General features: G+C 36.4%; 22 protein-coding genes. 6 read left to right on the plus strand and 16 right to left on the minus strand.

The window, feature by feature from the left end; all coding sequences use genetic code 11:
* Positions 1-49: 49 nt before the first annotated feature.
* Positions 50-1,378: a PhoH family protein gene (locus QUF93_RS20930; RefSeq protein WP_002088317.1), complete on the minus strand. Its 1,329-nt coding sequence runs from the start codon at positions 1,376-1,378 to the stop codon at positions 50-52.
* Positions 1,379-1,625: 247 nt separating this feature from the next.
* The gene (locus QUF93_RS20935; RefSeq protein ID WP_289360074.1) at positions 1,626-2,081 is read right to left on the minus strand and encodes a pyridoxamine 5'-phosphate oxidase family protein; all 456 of its coding nucleotides are present in this window, start codon (positions 2,079-2,081) and stop codon (positions 1,626-1,628) included.
* A 145-nt stretch (positions 2,082-2,226) separates the two neighbouring features.
* On the opposite strand from QUF93_RS20935, the gene QUF93_RS20940 reads away from it, so the two are divergent.
* Positions 2,227-2,427, plus strand: coding sequence for a YlaI family protein (locus QUF93_RS20940; RefSeq protein ID WP_002111485.1), 201 nt, complete (start codon positions 2,227-2,229; stop codon positions 2,425-2,427).
* Positions 2,428-2,462: 35 nt separating this feature from the next.
* On the opposite strand, the gene QUF93_RS20945 is transcribed toward QUF93_RS20940, so the two are convergent.
* The 3 genes from QUF93_RS20945 to typA all read right to left on the minus strand — a co-directional run bounded on the left by QUF93_RS20945 (position 2,463) and on the right by typA (position 5,061).
* Positions 2,463-2,738 carry a hypothetical protein gene (locus QUF93_RS20945; protein WP_002121986.1) on the minus strand — a complete coding sequence of 92 codons (276 nt, stop codon included), beginning with the start codon at positions 2,736-2,738 and terminating at the stop codon, positions 2,463-2,465.
* 17 nt (positions 2,739-2,755) lie between these two features.
* Positions 2,756-3,058 carry a YlaH-like family protein gene (locus tag QUF93_RS20950; RefSeq protein ID WP_002066917.1) on the minus strand — a complete coding sequence of 101 codons (303 nt, stop codon included), beginning with the start codon at positions 3,056-3,058 and terminating at the stop codon, positions 2,756-2,758.
* 158 nt (positions 3,059-3,216) lie between these two features.
* A complete protein-coding gene (gene typA / locus QUF93_RS20955; protein ID WP_071746870.1) occupies positions 3,217-5,061 on the minus strand; it encodes a translational GTPase TypA in 1,845 nt (614 codons plus the stop codon).
* Positions 5,062-5,201: 140 nt separating this feature from the next.
* Here typA and QUF93_RS20960 point away from each other — a divergent pair, with 140 nt between their 5' ends.
* Positions 5,202-5,381 (plus strand): DUF5325 family protein, encoded by a 180-nt coding sequence (locus QUF93_RS20960; RefSeq protein WP_071746871.1) that lies wholly within the window; start codon positions 5,202-5,204, stop codon positions 5,379-5,381.
* A 44-nt stretch (positions 5,382-5,425) separates the two neighbouring features.
* Here QUF93_RS20960 and QUF93_RS20965 read toward each other — a convergent pair whose 3' ends face one another.
* Both QUF93_RS20965 and QUF93_RS20970 read right to left on the minus strand, forming a co-directional pair.
* Positions 5,426-6,217 (minus strand): inositol monophosphatase family protein, encoded by a 792-nt coding sequence (locus tag QUF93_RS20965; protein WP_289360076.1) that lies wholly within the window; start codon positions 6,215-6,217, stop codon positions 5,426-5,428.
* An 88-nt stretch (positions 6,218-6,305) separates the two neighbouring features.
* Positions 6,306-6,494 (minus strand): YkzI domain-containing protein, encoded by a 189-nt coding sequence (locus tag QUF93_RS20970; protein WP_002121995.1) that lies wholly within the window; start codon positions 6,492-6,494, stop codon positions 6,306-6,308.
* Positions 6,495-6,698: 204 nt separating this feature from the next.
* Here QUF93_RS20970 and QUF93_RS20975 point away from each other — a divergent pair, with 204 nt between their 5' ends.
* Positions 6,699-7,325, plus strand: coding sequence for a YktB family protein (locus QUF93_RS20975; protein WP_289360077.1), 627 nt, complete (start codon positions 6,699-6,701; stop codon positions 7,323-7,325).
* A gap of 80 nt (positions 7,326-7,405) precedes the next feature.
* Here QUF93_RS20975 and QUF93_RS20980 read toward each other — a convergent pair whose 3' ends face one another.
* Positions 7,406-7,675: a UPF0223 family protein gene (locus QUF93_RS20980; protein ID WP_002111491.1), complete on the minus strand. Its 270-nt coding sequence runs from the start codon at positions 7,673-7,675 to the stop codon at positions 7,406-7,408.
* A 382-nt stretch (positions 7,676-8,057) separates the two neighbouring features.
* Between QUF93_RS20980 and speA the strand changes: the two genes are divergently transcribed.
* Positions 8,058-9,530 (plus strand): arginine decarboxylase, encoded by a 1,473-nt coding sequence (gene speA, locus QUF93_RS20985; RefSeq protein ID WP_289360078.1) that lies wholly within the window; start codon positions 8,058-8,060, stop codon positions 9,528-9,530.
* A gap of 499 nt (positions 9,531-10,029) precedes the next feature.
* Positions 10,030-10,860, plus strand: coding sequence for a protein-glutamine gamma-glutamyltransferase (locus QUF93_RS20990; RefSeq protein ID WP_151624433.1), 831 nt, complete (start codon positions 10,030-10,032; stop codon positions 10,858-10,860).
* A gap of 37 nt (positions 10,861-10,897) precedes the next feature.
* Here QUF93_RS20990 and QUF93_RS20995 read toward each other — a convergent pair whose 3' ends face one another.
* From QUF93_RS20995 to QUF93_RS21010, 4 genes are all read right to left on the minus strand, one after another.
* Complete coding sequence (locus QUF93_RS20995) at positions 10,898-11,026, minus strand: GapA-binding peptide SR1P (protein ID WP_289360079.1); 129 nt, start codon at positions 11,024-11,026, stop codon at positions 10,898-10,900.
* Positions 11,027-11,070: 44 nt separating this feature from the next.
* Positions 11,071-11,199 carry a GapA-binding peptide SR1P gene (locus tag QUF93_RS21000; RefSeq protein WP_002033839.1) on the minus strand — a complete coding sequence of 43 codons (129 nt, stop codon included), beginning with the start codon at positions 11,197-11,199 and terminating at the stop codon, positions 11,071-11,073.
* Positions 11,200-11,258: 59 nt separating this feature from the next.
* Positions 11,259-11,387 carry a GapA-binding peptide SR1P gene (locus tag QUF93_RS21005; RefSeq protein WP_000536778.1) on the minus strand — a complete coding sequence of 43 codons (129 nt, stop codon included), beginning with the start codon at positions 11,385-11,387 and terminating at the stop codon, positions 11,259-11,261.
* Between the two features lie 196 nt (positions 11,388-11,583).
* The gene (locus QUF93_RS21010; RefSeq protein WP_000462037.1) at positions 11,584-11,880 is read right to left on the minus strand and encodes a DUF3055 domain-containing protein; all 297 of its coding nucleotides are present in this window, start codon (positions 11,878-11,880) and stop codon (positions 11,584-11,586) included.
* A gap of 132 nt (positions 11,881-12,012) precedes the next feature.
* Between QUF93_RS21010 and QUF93_RS21015 the strand changes: the two genes are divergently transcribed.
* Positions 12,013-12,405, plus strand: a complete 393-nt coding sequence (locus tag QUF93_RS21015) for a DUF1885 family protein (protein ID WP_002014853.1) — start codon at positions 12,013-12,015, stop codon at positions 12,403-12,405.
* Between the two features lies 1 nt (position 12,406).
* Here the strand turns inward: QUF93_RS21015 and QUF93_RS21020 are convergent, their stop codons facing one another.
* From QUF93_RS21020 to pdhB, 4 genes are all read right to left on the minus strand, one after another.
* Positions 12,407-12,634, minus strand: coding sequence for a hypothetical protein (locus tag QUF93_RS21020; protein WP_002122012.1), 228 nt, complete (start codon positions 12,632-12,634; stop codon positions 12,407-12,409).
* Positions 12,635-12,846: 212 nt separating this feature from the next.
* Positions 12,847-14,259 carry a dihydrolipoyl dehydrogenase gene (lpdA, locus tag QUF93_RS21025; protein ID WP_289360080.1) on the minus strand — a complete coding sequence of 471 codons (1,413 nt, stop codon included), beginning with the start codon at positions 14,257-14,259 and terminating at the stop codon, positions 12,847-12,849.
* A gap of 5 nt (positions 14,260-14,264) precedes the next feature.
* Positions 14,265-15,557 (minus strand): pyruvate dehydrogenase complex dihydrolipoyllysine-residue acetyltransferase, encoded by a 1,293-nt coding sequence (gene pdhC / locus QUF93_RS21030; protein ID WP_002033838.1) that lies wholly within the window; start codon positions 15,555-15,557, stop codon positions 14,265-14,267.
* 93 nt (positions 15,558-15,650) lie between these two features.
* On the minus strand, positions 15,651-16,628 hold the full coding sequence (gene pdhB, locus QUF93_RS21035) for a pyruvate dehydrogenase complex E1 component subunit beta (protein ID WP_000068166.1): 978 nt from the start codon (positions 16,626-16,628) through the stop codon (positions 15,651-15,653).
* Position 16,629 lies beyond the last annotated feature (1 nt).

Raw genomic sequence — 16,629 nt, forward strand, 5'->3', positions numbered from 1 at the left:
ATTGTATAATTAAAAGGCAAAAAAGGAGTGAGCTGAGGCTCACTCCTTTTTATAATAAATCCGCTGCTAGTTGTGCTAAATTAGAACGCTCTCCTTTAACAAACTTTACATGACCACTAATACGTTGTTCTTTAAACTTCTCTACAACGTATGTTAAACCATTATTATATTCATCTAAATACGGGTGATCAATTTGCTGAGGATCCCCCATTAATACAATCTTACTTTTTTCGCCTACCCTTGTTAATATCGTCTTCACTTCATGCTTCGTTAAATTTTGTGCCTCGTCAATAATAATAAACTGATCCGGAATACTTCTCCCACGTATATAGGTAAGCGCTTCTACTTCAATCGAACCCATCCCAGCTAAAATAGCATCTAGCTCCCCAGGCTTTTTCGTATTGAATAAATACTCTAGATTATCAAAAATCGGCTGCATCCACGGTCTTAATTTTTCCTCTTTCTCTCCTGGTAAATAACCTATATCTTTTCCTACCGGTACAATTGGTCTCGCGACAAGTAGTTTTTTATATAACCCTAAATCTTCCGTTTGCATTAGTCCCGAAGCTAATGCAAGTAACGTTTTCCCTGTACCGGCTTTCCCTGTTAACGTTACAAGTGGAATATCTTCCCGAAGTAGCAATTCTAATCCCATAATTTGCTGCACGTTTCGTGGACGTATCCCCCACACTTGCTCATTGTGAAAAATAAGTTTCTTTACCTTCTTACCTAAATGGTCCACAATCCCAAGTGCAGAACTAGAACCCCCTAGTGCATCTTTCATTACAACAAACTGATTTGGATAAAAAGGATGATTTGCGATTTCAGATAAAGGCAGTTCACCTTTTTCATAAAAATAGTCTAACTGTTCTTTTGATATATACCCTTCTAAAAATCCTGAATATATATTTTCCACTTCAATTACACGGTCACTTAAATAATCTTCAGCCTGCAATCCGATTGCATCGGCTTTTACCCTTACGAGTACATCTTTACTTACTAAAATAACTGATTTCCCGTCCTCTTTTTCTTGTTCTTCTAAAGATAGGTTTTTTGCTACCGCTAAAATTCGATTATCATTTGTTTTTTCTACAAAAATATCTTGTAGTTGAACAAATGAGCGATGATTTAATTCAATACGGAATGTACCGCCATTTTCTAACGGAATACTTTCATGCAGCTTTCCTATTTCACGAAATTTGTCTATTAACTTAGATACATAGCGAGCATTTCGTCCTACTTCATCCATATAACGTTTTTTCGAATCAACCTCTTCTAATACAACTGCTGGAATCACTACTTCATTTGTTGCAAATGAAAAAATAGATAAAGGATCCTGCAAAAGTACATTCGTATCTAACACATAAATTTTATCCAATCCGTTACCCCCTGACTCCACTTTTAAATTTGTAGAACAAGGGTTTCATCCATATAAATATGGACGAACCATTGTTATAATTATATGTACCGTAAAAACGAGGTAGAATCGAAATTCATAGAAATTAAACCTTTTCTTTATTTTTTATTCATTTCTATTCAATATATTACTTTTAATTATAATTTTTCACATTAAATCACAATACTCACTTGTAAAAGTTTATGCACGATGTTCCTATTCATCTTCTTTATAATTCTTTCATTCCTACTAATACTTGATTATCAAGCTTTTTAGCAGCTCGAAGATCATATGTTTTTTCATATGTTGGTTCAGTAGCAAGTTTCGCACCATAAAACATAACATCACGAACTTCTTGCACAGTCACTTCTACTACCGTTAATTTTAGAGGAATCCCTTCCATTCTATCTGTTAAAATTTCACTTTCACCACTTATGGAAAATACGGATTCATTCGCCATTATAGTCAATACAACCCCTGCACTATGCCGTATATTTCCCACAATACGTGAGCGTTGATCTACCGCAAATCGAATACTAGTTTCACTCACTGCATGTACCCAAGAAATAGCACTTACGTTAGGGATTTGTTTTTCGAAATCTGTTGTTGCTATCATAACGATACACTCTTTACGCAAAGATTGTACTAAGTCATCTGTCAATGTAGGCTCAACTACATTCGCCATATTTCCACCTCCAAATATTCTTTATATATCCTTATCATAACCTATTTTTCGAATTGCGAAAATATTATTTTTTCCCGCTATTATTCAAAAACATTATACTTCCATGATATACTTATACTGATAGAATTCGTATTGAGGTGACGAAATGAGAGTCAAATGTATGATTTGTGATAAAAAAGATATGTTAGATGACGAAAATCCTATGGCAAAAAAACTGCGTAATCGCCCTATTCATACATATATGTGCATGGAATGTACGGAACGAATTGCAGAGCGTACTATGGAACGCCATGCGAGTGGTAATTTCCGATTATATCGTGATAAAAAAGTAGAAGACGATTGGTAAACCGGAAATAAGTCCTTAATCATATAGATAAGGACTTATTTGTATTTTTCTGGTTCACGATTCATCTGATCCAAAAAACAATCAATGGCTTCTACCGGAAATCTTGCACACCTTATTTCTCCATCAATTTCATATGTAATCAAATACATTTCCTCGTTCTTTTCAACTTCTACATTTCGTAATTTATGCTCTTCATATATCATATTTTGAAATAATAAATACGTTTCTTGTGCAGCGCTATCATCTGGACGTGCTTCCGCAACCGTTTTAATTGTTAACCAATTATATAGTGCATCTTGTACTGAGCGCATAAAAACCCCTCCTTTTTTCACCCTGTTTTTTGTTGTTTAGCTTGACGTAAACGCAGTCTATAAATTCCAAGTACAATTGCCGCTACAACGAGCCCCTCTCCAACGGGTAAAAAAACTGCAAAAAAAGTTAATACCGTGCATCCAATTGCTAAAGATGTATATATCACTATATTTTTTAGTACCGATAGCTTCCTTGCAAATCCTAAATTATATACAAGTGCACTTAATAAAATTATTGTTCCATAAAGCAACCACATCCCTAACTCTGGATTTTCATCCACTTTACAAAGTTTCGCGAAAAATGACATTCTTTCTAACACTATCTTTCACCTCTTCTCATAAAACAAATTCTCTTTATGTACTTAATACAAGAGTAACTCGCAAAAAAAATACTGTCCACAAAAAAGAGTAAATATTCTAAAAAATAAACAAAAATAAAAAAAACAGCTCCCTTATAAAAGGTAGCTGTTTTAATATTTTACGCTTCTACAGATTTCTTTTTCTTAGCAGCTCTTTCGCGCTCGCTCTTATCAAGAATCTTTTTACGTAGACGAATTGATTCTGGAGTTACTTCACAGTACTCGTCTTCGTTTAAGTACTCTAATGACTCTTCTAAAGTCATTAAGCGTGGTTTTTTCATTGTTGAAGTTTGATCTTTCGTCGCAGAACGAATGTTAGTTTGTTGTTTCATTTTTACAACGTTAACTGTTAAATCATTTTCACGTGTATGTTCTCCGACAATCATACCAGCATATACTTCTGTACCTGGTTCAACGAAGATTACACCGCGATCTTCAACTTGCATAATACCGTATTGTGATGCTTTTCCTGTTTCAAGTGAAACTAGAACACCTTGGCGACGTCCACCAACTTGTCCAGCATGTACTGGTTGGTAGCAATCGAATGTATGGTTTAAAATACCGTAACCACGAGTTAATGTTAAGAATTCTGTTGTGTAACCAATTAAACCACGCGCTGGAACCATGAAAGTAAGGCGAACTTGACCGTTTCCGTTATTCACCATATCTAACATTTCACCTTTACGTGCACCCATTGATTCCATAATAGAACCAGTGTATTCTTCAGGCACATCGATTTGCACGCGCTCTACAGGCTCACATCTTACGCCATCAACTTCTTTAATAATTACTTCAGGCTTAGATACTTGTAGTTCATAACCTTCACGACGCATGTTTTCAATTAAGATAGATAAATGTAATTCTCCGCGTCCAGATACGATCCATGCATCAGGAGAATCTGTATTATCTACACGTAAACTTACATCTGTTTCTAATTGTGAACGAAGACGCTCTTCAATTTTACGAGATGTAATGAATTTACCTTCACGACCTGCAAATGGGCTGTTATTTACAAGGAATGTCATTTGTAATGTTGGCTCATCGATACGTAATAATGGTAAAGCCTCTTCATGCTCAACCGGACATACCGTTTCACCTACGTTAATGTCTTCCATACCTGAAACAGCTACTAAATCTCCAGCTTTTGCTTCTTCAATTTCTTGACGTTTTAATCCAATATAACCAAATAATTTAGTTACACGGAATTGTTTTACACTTCCGTCAACCTTCATTAATGCAACTTGTTGTCCTACTTTCATTGTACCACGGAATATACGTCCAACCCCGATACGACCAACATAGTCATTGTAATCAAGAAGCGCTACTTGGAATTGAAGTGGCTCTTCGCTGTTATCAACTGGTGCTGGAATATGTTCAATGATTGTGTCAAACAATGATTTCATATTCTCTTCTTGATTTGCTGGATTTGAATCTAAGCTTGCTGTTCCGTTCATTGCTGATGCAAATACAACCGGGAACTCTAATTGATCTTCGTTTGCACCAAGTTCGATGAATAAGTCAACTACTTCATCAACTACTTCATCAGGGCGAGCGAAGTCACGGTCAATTTTGTTTACAACAACGATTGGCGTTAAGTTTTGCTCAAGAGCTTTCTTTAAAACAAATCGTGTTTGTGGCATACAACCTTCATATGCATCAACAACAAGTAGAACACCATCAACCATTTTCATGATACGTTCTACTTCTCCACCGAAGTCAGCGTGACCAGGTGTATCTAAAATGTTAATTCGTTTATCTTCATAGTGAATCGCCGTATTTTTTGCTAAAATTGTAATACCGCGTTCTCTTTCTAGATCATTCGAATCCATTGCACGTTCTTCAACGTGTTCGTTTGCACGGAAAGTCCCCGCTTGACGTAATAACTGGTCAACAAGTGTTGTTTTACCATGGTCAACGTGGGCAATAATTGCTATATTTCGTAAATCTTGTCGTTTTTTCAACATGTCCAACTCCTAATGTCTTTTTAATCCTTCTCTATTATAAGAGCGAAGGGGATACTATGGCAATCAAAATAAAATCAAGAATGAAAATATAGTTGTATTCTTACTTTTGTGAAAGTAAAATGAGATTGGAGGGTGAAGAAATGGAACACATTCAATATCGCTTTTTATTAACTGCAATTATCGGTGTTATTTTCTTAATTGGTATCGGTATTATGATTGCTGAAAATAGTCCCATCGGTGTTATCATTTGCATTATCGGCACATTTGTTACAGTTGGATACGGTTTTGTAACAAAAAGAAAAATGCGTAAATCGCAATAACGTTAAAAAGTAAGAAGCTTCTTTTATAGCCTCTTACTTTTTTGTTACTGCGATACAAATGGTAATAACTCTTCATATACTCCTGGTTTTGCAACTAACACACTGCTCTTCTCTATGATAGAAAGAGGAGTTCCAGAGAAGGTTGTTACTCTCCCGCCAACTTCTTCTACAATAATCTGTCCCCCGCCAAAGTCCCATGGCGATAAACGCGGTGTTACATATGCATCTAATCTTCCCGTTGCAACATATACCATTTCTAACGCTGCACAACCATATGACCTCGTACCCCTCGCCTTCTTAACGAGCATCATCATTTTTTCCATATTAAGCAATGGATTATCAGTAAGCCATATCGCATTTAGAGCTATAATTCCCTGTCCTATTGTTCCTTCTTCTAGCATGGGAATAGGTAAATCATTACAAAAGGCCCCTTCTCCCTTTATCGCATGATATAATTCATCATGAACTGGATCATAAATAAGGCCAATCTTTCCGATACCGTTCTCATAAATTCCAATTGAGATTGCGAAATTTCTTTTTTGGTGAACAAAGTTCATCGTGCCGTCAATTGGATCAATTAACCAAACAACCCCATTAGAAGAGGTAATCTCATCTCCGTAGCCTTCTTCTCCTAAAATATTATGAGCCGGGAATGTTTCTTTAATTTTCCCAATTAAAAACTGCTCCGTTTCTCGGTCCATGTTTGTTACTAGATCAGCTGCATTTGACTTTGTTTCTATAACAAGTGTTTTTTTCAGTGACGCCATTAAATGTTCTCCCGCTTCTCGAATCCACTGTTTCGCGTGTGTATCGATGTCGTTCCATACTTCTTGCATGTTTAAACACTCCGATCTATACTGTTCACAGAAAAAACGAACCCTTTATAAGGTTCGCACCAACTAATTATTTATACATATACTATTATTACGCTTCTAAACGGATCATTTCAAGTCTTAACACTTCTAATTTTTGTACGCACTCTTCTTTTTTCTGTTTGTCGTTATCCATCATCGCATCATATAAAGTTGCTAATTCATAATCTAACTCCAAACGTAGCACCGGAATTCTCTTTTCAGCATCTGTTCTCTTTAACGCATTAATCACCTGTCTCATTTTTTTGCCTCCTCCCAATATTCGTCTGCCCTCGGACTGGAATTAATTCAATTTTCTGATTTTTTGTTTTATACTATACTATGTTGGATAAATCATCTATGCAACAAAATTATATTTTTTTATTTAAATTTTTTTGTGCTGTTTTTTTATGAATAGTACAAGCTATGCTAAAATTAAAACAAAATAGGAGTTGGAGGAACAATCATGACACTACAAACATTCACATCAACTGATTTTGAAGTCTTTACTGTTGATGGTCTTGAAGAACGAATGAGCGCAATTAAAACGAATATTCATCCTAAGCTAGAAGCTTTAGGGGAACAGTTTGCAGAATATTTATCCAAGCAAACCGATGAAAACTTTTTCTACCATGTAGCAAAACATGCACGCCGCAAAGTCAATCCACCAAACGATACTTGGGTTGCTTTTTCAACAAATAAACGTGGATATAAAATGTTACCACACTTCCAAATTGGTTTATGGGGTACTCATGCCTTCATATACTTTGGTTTAATCTATGAGTGTCCACAAAAAGTGGAGACGGCTCACGCCTTCTTAGAACATTTAAATGATTTAAAAACAAATATTCCAAATGACTTCGTTTGGTCCATTGACCATACTAAACCAGGTGTAAAATTGCATAAAACGCTTGAAACGGAAGACTTACAAAAGATGATTGAACGTTTAGCTACTGTGAAAAAAGCAGAATTATTAGTCGGTATTCATATATCACCAGAGGAGTTTTCAGCAATGACCAACGAACAATTCCTTGCTAAGATTGAATCTACGATGCAATCACTCCTTCCTTTATATGCACTCTGTAATCGATAGTAGAAAACGGACAATTTATATTGTCCGTTTTTAGTTGTTATCACATTATAGCACTTTGTATTTTATTTTTCAAAATATTTTTACATTTTAACAATCTTTTTTTCTGCTACTTCCTTTGCTTTTTGAATCGTACGATATATAGAATATCCACTTACTTCTTGAAATTCTTTATCAATTTTTTTCTCCGCTGCCTTCGATGGCACAATCTCTTTAAAACGACGATATAATTCCATCAAATCTTCTCTCAAAACTCCTTTTTCATATACCTTTTCAATCGCTTCATAAAACTTTACAACTGCTACCATTTCTTCATTTGACCAATCGTAATCAAGTGGATATTGATACTCCATTTTTGCACCTCATTCAGTATTCTTTCTTTTTCCATTATGCTACCTTTAAGAGAATCTTTTATTCTTCACTATAGCCACTCTGCATTATACACCATTTATCCATTTCAATGGAATTGTCTTCCTCTTTGCGGTATTTAAAATATAACTATTAAACATACTCACCTTGAAAATGAGATTTTTCTATACATCTATAATTATTGGTGATATAATGCTTTTGTTTTATAGAGAATAAAGTGAGACTACCATCCCCAAAAAGGCTTTTGCGAATGGCAGAAAAACAAGTCAAGTTCTAAAAGTTTACCATCTTAATTTCCTTTAGAATGAGATGAAATCATATAAAACAAACTCTAATAAATATTATGAAGAAGAAGGGGTGTATAGATTGTCCCAATACGAAACACCATTGTTTACCGCTTTAGTTGAGCACAGTAAGCGAAATCCAGTTCAATTCCATATTCCTGGTCATAAAAAAGGACAGGGCATGGATCCTATATTTCGCGAATTTATTGGGCATAACGCATTAGCAATTGATTTAATTAATATTGCGCCGCTCGATGATTTACATCATCCAAAGGGTATGATTAAAGAAGCACAGGATTTAGCCGCTGCTGCATTTGGTGCAGATCATACTTTCTTTTCTGTTCAAGGTACAAGTGGCGCTATTATGACAATGGTGATGAGCGTTTGCGGTCCTGGTGACAAAATCCTAGTACCACGAAACGTGCATAAATCAGTAATGTCAGCTATTATTTTTTCAGGTGCGAAACCTATATTCATGCATCCTGAAATCGATCCAAAACTCGGTATTTCTCATGGAATCACAATTCAATCTGTCAAAAAGGCACTTGAAGAGCACCCAGATGCGAAGGGCTTACTTGTTATAAATCCAACATATTTTGGGTTTGCTGCAGACTTAGAACAGATTGTACAATTAGCACATTCTTACGATATCCCTGTACTAGTCGATGAGGCTCATGGTGTTCATATTCATTTTCACGATGAATTGCCGATGTCAGCGATGCAAGCTGGTGCAGATATGGCAGCAACAAGTGTACACAAATTAGGAGGATCTTTAACTCAAAGTTCTATTCTTAATGTGAAAGAAGGCCTTGTGAACGTAAAACATGTTCAATCTATTATTAGCATGCTTACGACTACATCAACTTCTTACATCTTATTAGCATCTCTTGATGTCGCTAGAAAACGCCTTGCTACAGAAGGAACAGTGCTCATTGAACAAACAATACAATTAGCTGAACATGTTCGTGATGCTATAAATGCTATTGAGCATCTTTACTGTCCTGGAAAAGAAATGTTAGGTACAGACGCTACTTTTAACTATGATCCTACAAAGATAATTGTATCTGTGAAAGATTTAGGTATTACCGGCCATCAGGCTGAAGTATGGCTTAGAGAGCACTATAACATTGAAGTAGAACTCTCCGATTTATACAACATACTATGTCTTATCACTTTAGGAGATACAGAAAGTGATACAAATACACTTATTGTAGCATTACAAGATTTAGCAGCAGCATTTAGAAATAGGGCAGATAAAGGTGTTCAAGTACAAGTAGAAATTCCAGAAATACCGGTACTAGCACTTTCTCCTCGAGATGCTTTTTATTCGGAAACAGAAGTCATTCCATTTGAAAATGCAGCGGGTCGTATTATAGCTGATTTTGTTATGGTTTATCCGCCAGGGATTCCAATCTTTACTCCGGGGGAAATTATTACACAAGATAACTTAGATTATATTCGTAAAAATTTAGAAGCTGGGTTACCTGTACAAGGTCCCGAAGATATGACATTACAAACATTACGTGTCATTAAAGAGTACAAGCCTATCAGTTGATAGGCTTTTTTTTCACCTTTTTTCTCTTTTTTTCATACGATACTAAAGAATTTGACATTCCCACCCTTAATGGGGCCAGCTGACTAACGTCAGTGGGATTCTTGCTATCAAAGGCGAAATCCATTTCTGGTATCGCTGACGTGCAAGATTGTGGTGTGGCCATCACCACTCTCACAACAGACCGTATAGGTTCGTGAGCTACGCTACTATACCATACCGTACAGATTCGTGTTCAGCTGTTTTAGCGTCTTGTTCTTGACGACACATATCACTTTACCGATAGCGTACATTCGGCTATCGAACTCCATATGATATCTTTTTTTCAAGGAACACATTGGCGTTTTAAAGACTTGTACTTGTCTATAGTTAACGTATACCAAAATATAAATGTTTTTCTATAAAAAAGCGATACTTTCATCCTATGCCTAAAGGCGGACTAAAGTCCAATAGGGGCTTTCACGTATCGCGAAATCTGTAACATATAGGTGGGGATACCATTATGATTGTAATAGGCCGTTCTATTGTACACCCTTATATCACAAATGAATATGAGCCATTTGCAGCTGAGAAACAACAAATTTTATCCATAATGGCGGGAAATCAAGAAGTTTATTCCTTCCGAACAGCTGATGAACTCAGCTTTGATTTAAATTTGCGCGTTAATATTATTATCTCTGCATTAGAACTTTTTCAAAGTGGATTTCAATTTCGTACGTTCCAACAATCTTTTTGCAACCCCCAGTTTTGGAAAAGAACATCACTAGGAGGGTTCCAGCTCCTCCCAAACATTCCACCTTCTATTGCCATCCAAGATATTTTCAAAAACGGTAAACTATATGGAACTGAATGCGCAACCGCTATGATAATTATTTTTTACAAAGCTTTACTATCATTATATGAGGAAGAAACTTTCAACCGCCTATTTGCTAACCTTTTACTTTATACATGGGACTACGATCAAGATTTAAAGCTCATAACAAAAACAGGGGGCGATCTTGTTCCAGGCGATCTCGTTTATTTTAAAAATCCACAAGTGAATCCAGCTACGATCGAGTGGCAAGGAGAAAACACAATCTATCTAGGAAACTTCTTTTTTTACGGACATGGCGTAGGTGTAAAAACAAAAGAAGAAATTATCTACTCATTAAATGAACGAAGAGTCCCTTACGCTTTTATTTCAGCTTTTTTGACTGATACGATTACTCGTATTGATAGCCGTCTAATGAGTCACTACGCTTCTCCAAACACACCACAAACAGCCATAGGGTTTATTCCAATTAGAGATGATGCAATCGTTGCGACAGTCGGACATACAACTACAATCTATTAAAAAAACGCCTACATGTGTAGGCGTTTTTTCTTAATTATTAAGCTTTTGTATGTTCTTTATGCTCACATTCGCAATGAGATCCACATTTCCCATAAAGTACTGTTGATTTTTCATCTTCAAAATGTCCGATTGTTCCTTCACAAACTTGGCATACGATTGTTCCCATTTTCATTTCCCCCTGAGTTTTAAGAATAATCTACTTATATATGATTAAGCTTTCGCATTGTCTCTACTAGCACAGTCACAATTTGAACCACATTTCCCGTAAAGTACTGTCGTTTTCTCATCCTCAAAATGTCCGATTGTTCCTTCACAAACTTGGCATACGATTGTTCCCATTTTTCATTTCCCCCTAAGTTTATGGTCCTAAAAACTTTTAGCTGTCCATTTTCTATCAATTATTGGGCTTTTGTATGTTCTGTGTGATCACATCCGCAAGATCCACATTTCCCGTAAAGTACCGTTACTTTCTCATCCTCGAAGTGTGCAATTGTACCTTCACAATCTTGACATACGATTGTTCCCATTTTTCATTTCCCCCTAAGTTTATAATCCCAAAAACTTTTTGTAACCGCTTAACTTTCTGTCTTTATTTTAATATGTTATACTTTTTACGTCAATAGGTTTTTAGTATAACACATTAAATATTTTAAAATTAAATTAGTATGCGATATTAACACAAAAAAACAGCCATATCTCATACGTACGACTGTTTCTTGTTAATTATTCTTCATACTCCGCATGCAAAGAAGTAGACGGAACAAGAAATTTAAAAAACTGAGCTAATTCTTCCGCCTCCTCTTCCGATCCTAACTTAAAAGTTTCTTGTATATATGGAACATTTTCTACATCATCTCGCCCAAGCAAAGTAGATCTTCCTGTTTGCATACAAACAATAAGCGGCTTTCCAAAAAACATATTTGTATAAATAACTCCAAAATCATAACGTGTATCATGCGTCATAAATCCTAAAAATCGTACTTTCACACTTTCATGCTCATCATACAATTTTTCAAACATCAGTTTCCACCTTTCCAAATAACACTTCCTACTCATAATATATTAAACAAAAAAAGTAATACTCCTTTTAATTGTCAAAAAATTCAGTAGGATGTAGAATGATATTATTCTACTAAGCTAGGAGGAACTTGTATGCAACACGCCTTTATCACACTTGTACCTAAATCTAATCAACAATCTGTTTCAATAGAGGATGTAAAACACCTTTTTCATAACTATAAAACCGTTACTTCCAAGACTGGTGATCAAATTAATTATGCTTATACAAATACAGCTTTTCCTTATGAAATATTAGATACATCAGCAACAACACTAAAGCTCCAATCGAGTCACGATCGATATGATTCTATTTATGTGGGGATTGGAATAGAGAAGGAACAATCTTTCATTCAGGTTTCTTTACCTACTACAGCAACATTTGGTGATAAAGGAAAAGCAAATGAATTTAGCCGTTTTCTAGCGAAGAAATTAGAAGGAGAGTTACAACTATTTAATGGAAGAACAATGTATTTCTATAAACGTTAATTTAAAAAATAGAGAATAGAATTAAAAAGAGTATACAATTCGAACACGTAAGTAATAAAGCCTGCTTCCTTACGTGTAATAGAAAACATGCAATCACATATGCTAAATAAAGAAATACGAAAAAGAGAATTACTTTATAATGCAACTTATCACCATTCGATAATGTTAATACAATGGAAAAACCACTCCATAATAAAAAATGATAAAATATAACATGTAATATTTTCATGGAACCTTCTCCTTTGACATGCTCTATTTTATTAATATATGGGATTAAGTTTGAATCAATTACATATTATACAACGGCATATATTCTAACGGTTCATTTAAAGTATTATATATTCATTCGACAAGTACATATAAAGACCTTGCAAGTCATTTTATGAAAATAAAAATAACCCATCTCTTTAAACAAGAGATGGGTTATTTACATTACTTAAATTATTTTACAATGTGAATTGGCATTCCAAGAGCAACTTCAGCTGCTTCCATTGTGATCTCACCTAATGTTGGGTGAGCGTGGATTGTTTGAGCGATATCTTCTGCTGTCATACCAGCTTCGATAGCTAAACCAATCTCAGAAATAATATCAGAAGCGCCTGCGCCTGCAACTTGAGCACCTACAAGAAGACCATCTTCTTTACGTGTTACAAGTTGTAGGAAACCGTCAGTGCTGTTTAATGATAACGCACGACCGTTTGCAGCGAATGGGAACTTAGATACAGCTACAGTCATTCCTGCTTCTTCTGCTTGTTTCTTAGTGTAACCAACAGATGCTAATTCTGGATCAGTGAAACATACTGCTGGAATTCCGATGTAATCGATTGCTGATGCATGGCCACTAATTGCTTCAACAGCTACTTTACCTTCGTAAGAAGCTTTGTGAGCTAATGGTGGTCCAGGAACGATATCACCGATTGCATAGATGTTTGAAATATTTGTACGGCATTGCTCATCGATTTCGATGATACCGCGGTCAGTCATTTTAACTCCAACTTGCTCAAGACCGATTTCTTGAGTGTTTGGACGACGACCTACAGTTACTAATACGTAATCTGCTTCTACAGTTTGGATTTCACCTTTAACTTCAAAGCTAACTTTTACGCCAGTTTCTGTTTCTTCAACGCCTTTAGCCATAGCTTTTGTATGGATATTTACGTTACCTTTTTTCTGTAGAGCACGTTTAACAACAGAGCTCATAGCTTTTTCGAAACCAGCTAAGATTTCGTCGCCAGCTTCTACTACAGTAACTTCTGTACCGAAGTTAGCATATGCAGTTCCTAATTCCATACCGATGTAACCGCCGCCGATTACAACAAGTTTTTTAGGAATTTCAGGTAAGCTTAATGCACCTGTAGAGTTGATAACACGTTTAGAGTATTTGAATCCAGGAATTTCGATTGGTGTAGAACCAGTTGCAAGAACAGCATTTTTAAACGTATAAGTTTGTGCTGCATCTTCAGTCATTACGCGTAATGTGTTAGCATCTACGAAGTAAGCTTCACCGCGAATGATTTCAACTTTGTTACCTTTAAGAAGGCCTTCAACACCGCCAGTTAATTTCTTAACTACGCCGTTTTTCCATTCTTGAACTTTTGTAAAGTCAACTTTTACGTTCTCTGCAGTAATACCCATGTCATCAGAATGCATTGCATTCTCATAACGATGACCTGCATTGATTAACGCTTTTGAAGGAATACATCCAACGTTTAAGCATACGCCACCAAGGTTAGCTTTTTCAATAATCGCTACCTTTTGACCTAATTGTGCTGCACGAATTGCCGCAACGTATCCACCAGGACCTGCACCAACAACGACTGTATCTAATTCAATTGGGAAATCTCCTACTACCATTGTTATTACGCCTCCATTACTAATAATTGTGGGTCATTCAATAGACGTTTAATTTGGTTTAATGCTTTTTGAGCAGTTGCGCCGTCAATTAAACGATGGTCAAAGCTTAGAGATAATGCTAATACTGGAGCTGCAACGATTTCACCGTTTTTCACAACTGGTTTCTCAGCGATACGGCCGATACCAAGGATTGCTACTTCTGGGTGATTGATAACTGGAGTGAACCATTGTCCACCTGCAGAACCAATGTTTGTAATTGTGCAAGAAGCACCTTTCATTTCAGTTGGAGCTAAACGACCGTCACGTGCTTTACCAGCAAGTTCATTGATCTCGTTAGAGATAGTAAAGATAGATTTACGATCTGTATCTTTAACAACTGGTACTAATAGACCTTTGTCTGTATCAGCTGCGATACCGATGTTGAAGTAATGTTTATGAACGATTTCTTGAGAAGCATCGTCTAAAGCAGTATTCAACATTGGGAATTCACGTAATGCAGATGTTAAAGCTTTTACAACGTATGGAAGGTAAGTTAATTTAATACCTTTGTCAGCTGCAACAGCTTTGAACTTCTTACGGTGAGCAACAAGTTCTGTTACATCTACTTCGTCCATTAATGTTACGTGAGGAGCTGTATGCTTAGAGTTAACCATTGCTTTCGCAATCGCTTTACGGATACCACTCATTTTCTCACGAGTTTCTGGATATTCACCAGCTGGGATTGGTTGTGCTTTTGGTGCTTCTTCTTTCGCTGCTGCTGCTGGAGTAGCTTCTACTGCTGCTGGAGCCTCAGTTGCTGCTACAGTTTGTCCACCATTTGCAAATGCATCGATGTCAGTTTTCACAACACGGCCGTTCTTACCAGAACCAGCTACTTTATGAATATCTACACCTTTTTCACGAGCGTATTTACGAACAGATGGCATAGCGATTACACGCTCATTTACTACTTCTGCAGTTGCTGCTGGAGTAGTTTCCGCTGCTGGAGCTTCTACTGCTGCTTCTTCAGCTTTTGGAGCTTCATCATGATCGTCACCTTTAAATTTAAGGTTTTCGTATCCAGGAGCATCAAATTTAATTAATGTATCTCCTACAATTGCAACTGTTCCTTCTTCTACAAGTACTTCAAGTACTTTACCTTTAACAGGAGAAGGGATTTCTACTACTGCTTTATCATTTTGTACTTCAAGAAGTACATCGTCTTCATTTACTTCATCGCCTGGTTTAATAAACCATTTTACGATTTCACCTTCGTGGATACCTTCACCGATATCTGGTAGTTTAAATTCAAATGCCACGGAATTCAGCCCCCTGATTCATTTCATTATTATGGAATATGGCAAAAGAAATCAGCATGCGCTGATTTCTTTTGCACATGAGTAAGTAAAAAATTAGAAGTTCATTACTTTGTTAACAGCTTCAACAATATCTTTGTGGTTTGGTAACCATACGCTCTCAGCTTGAGAGAATGGGAATACTGTATCAGCAGCTGCAACACGTACAACTGGAGCTTCTAAGTTTAAGATTGCACGGTCGTTAATTTCCGCTACAACGTTAGCTGCAATACCAGCTTGTTTTTGAGCTTCTTGAACTACAACTACGCGGCCTGTTTTTTCAACAGAAGCGATGATTGTTTCGATATCTAATGGTTGAACTGTACGTAAGTCAACAACCTCTAAAGAGATACCTTCTTTTTCAAGTTCTTCAGCAGCTTTTAATGCAGCGTGAACCATAGCACCGTAAGCGATAACAGATACATCTGTACCTTCACGTTTGATATCAGCTTTACCTAAATCAATTGTGTATTCGCCTTCTGGTACATCTTGACGGAATGAACGGTACAATTTCATATGCTCTAAGTAGATAACTGGATCGTTGTCACGAATCGCAGAGATTAAAAGACCTTTTGCATCGTATGGAGTAGATGGAATAACAACTTTTAGACCAGGTTGTTGAGCCACTAATCCTTCTAAGCTATCAGCATGTAGTTCAGGAGTATGAACACCGCCACCGAATGGAGAACGAACTGTTACTGGAGCAGTCCAACGTCCACCTGAACGGTAACGCATACGAGCTAATTGACCAGAAATTGAATCCATTACTTCATAAACGAAACCGAAGAATTGGATTTCTGGAACTGGACGGAAACCTTCAAGTGCAAGTCCAACTGCAAGTCCACCAATACCAGACTCTGCAAGTGGAGTATCCATTACACGATCTTCACCGAATTCAGCTTGTAAACCTTCAGTAGCACGGAATACACCGCCGTTTACACCAACGTCTTCACCAAACACAAGTACGTTAGGATCATTTTTCATTTCAACGCGTAAAGCATCAGTGATTGCTTGAATCATTGTCATTTGAGCCATG

It is taken from the genome of Bacillus hominis, from assembly GCF_030348325.1.
Taxonomy (GTDB): Bacteria; Bacillota; Bacilli; order Bacillales; family Bacillaceae_G; genus Bacillus_A; species Bacillus_A hominis.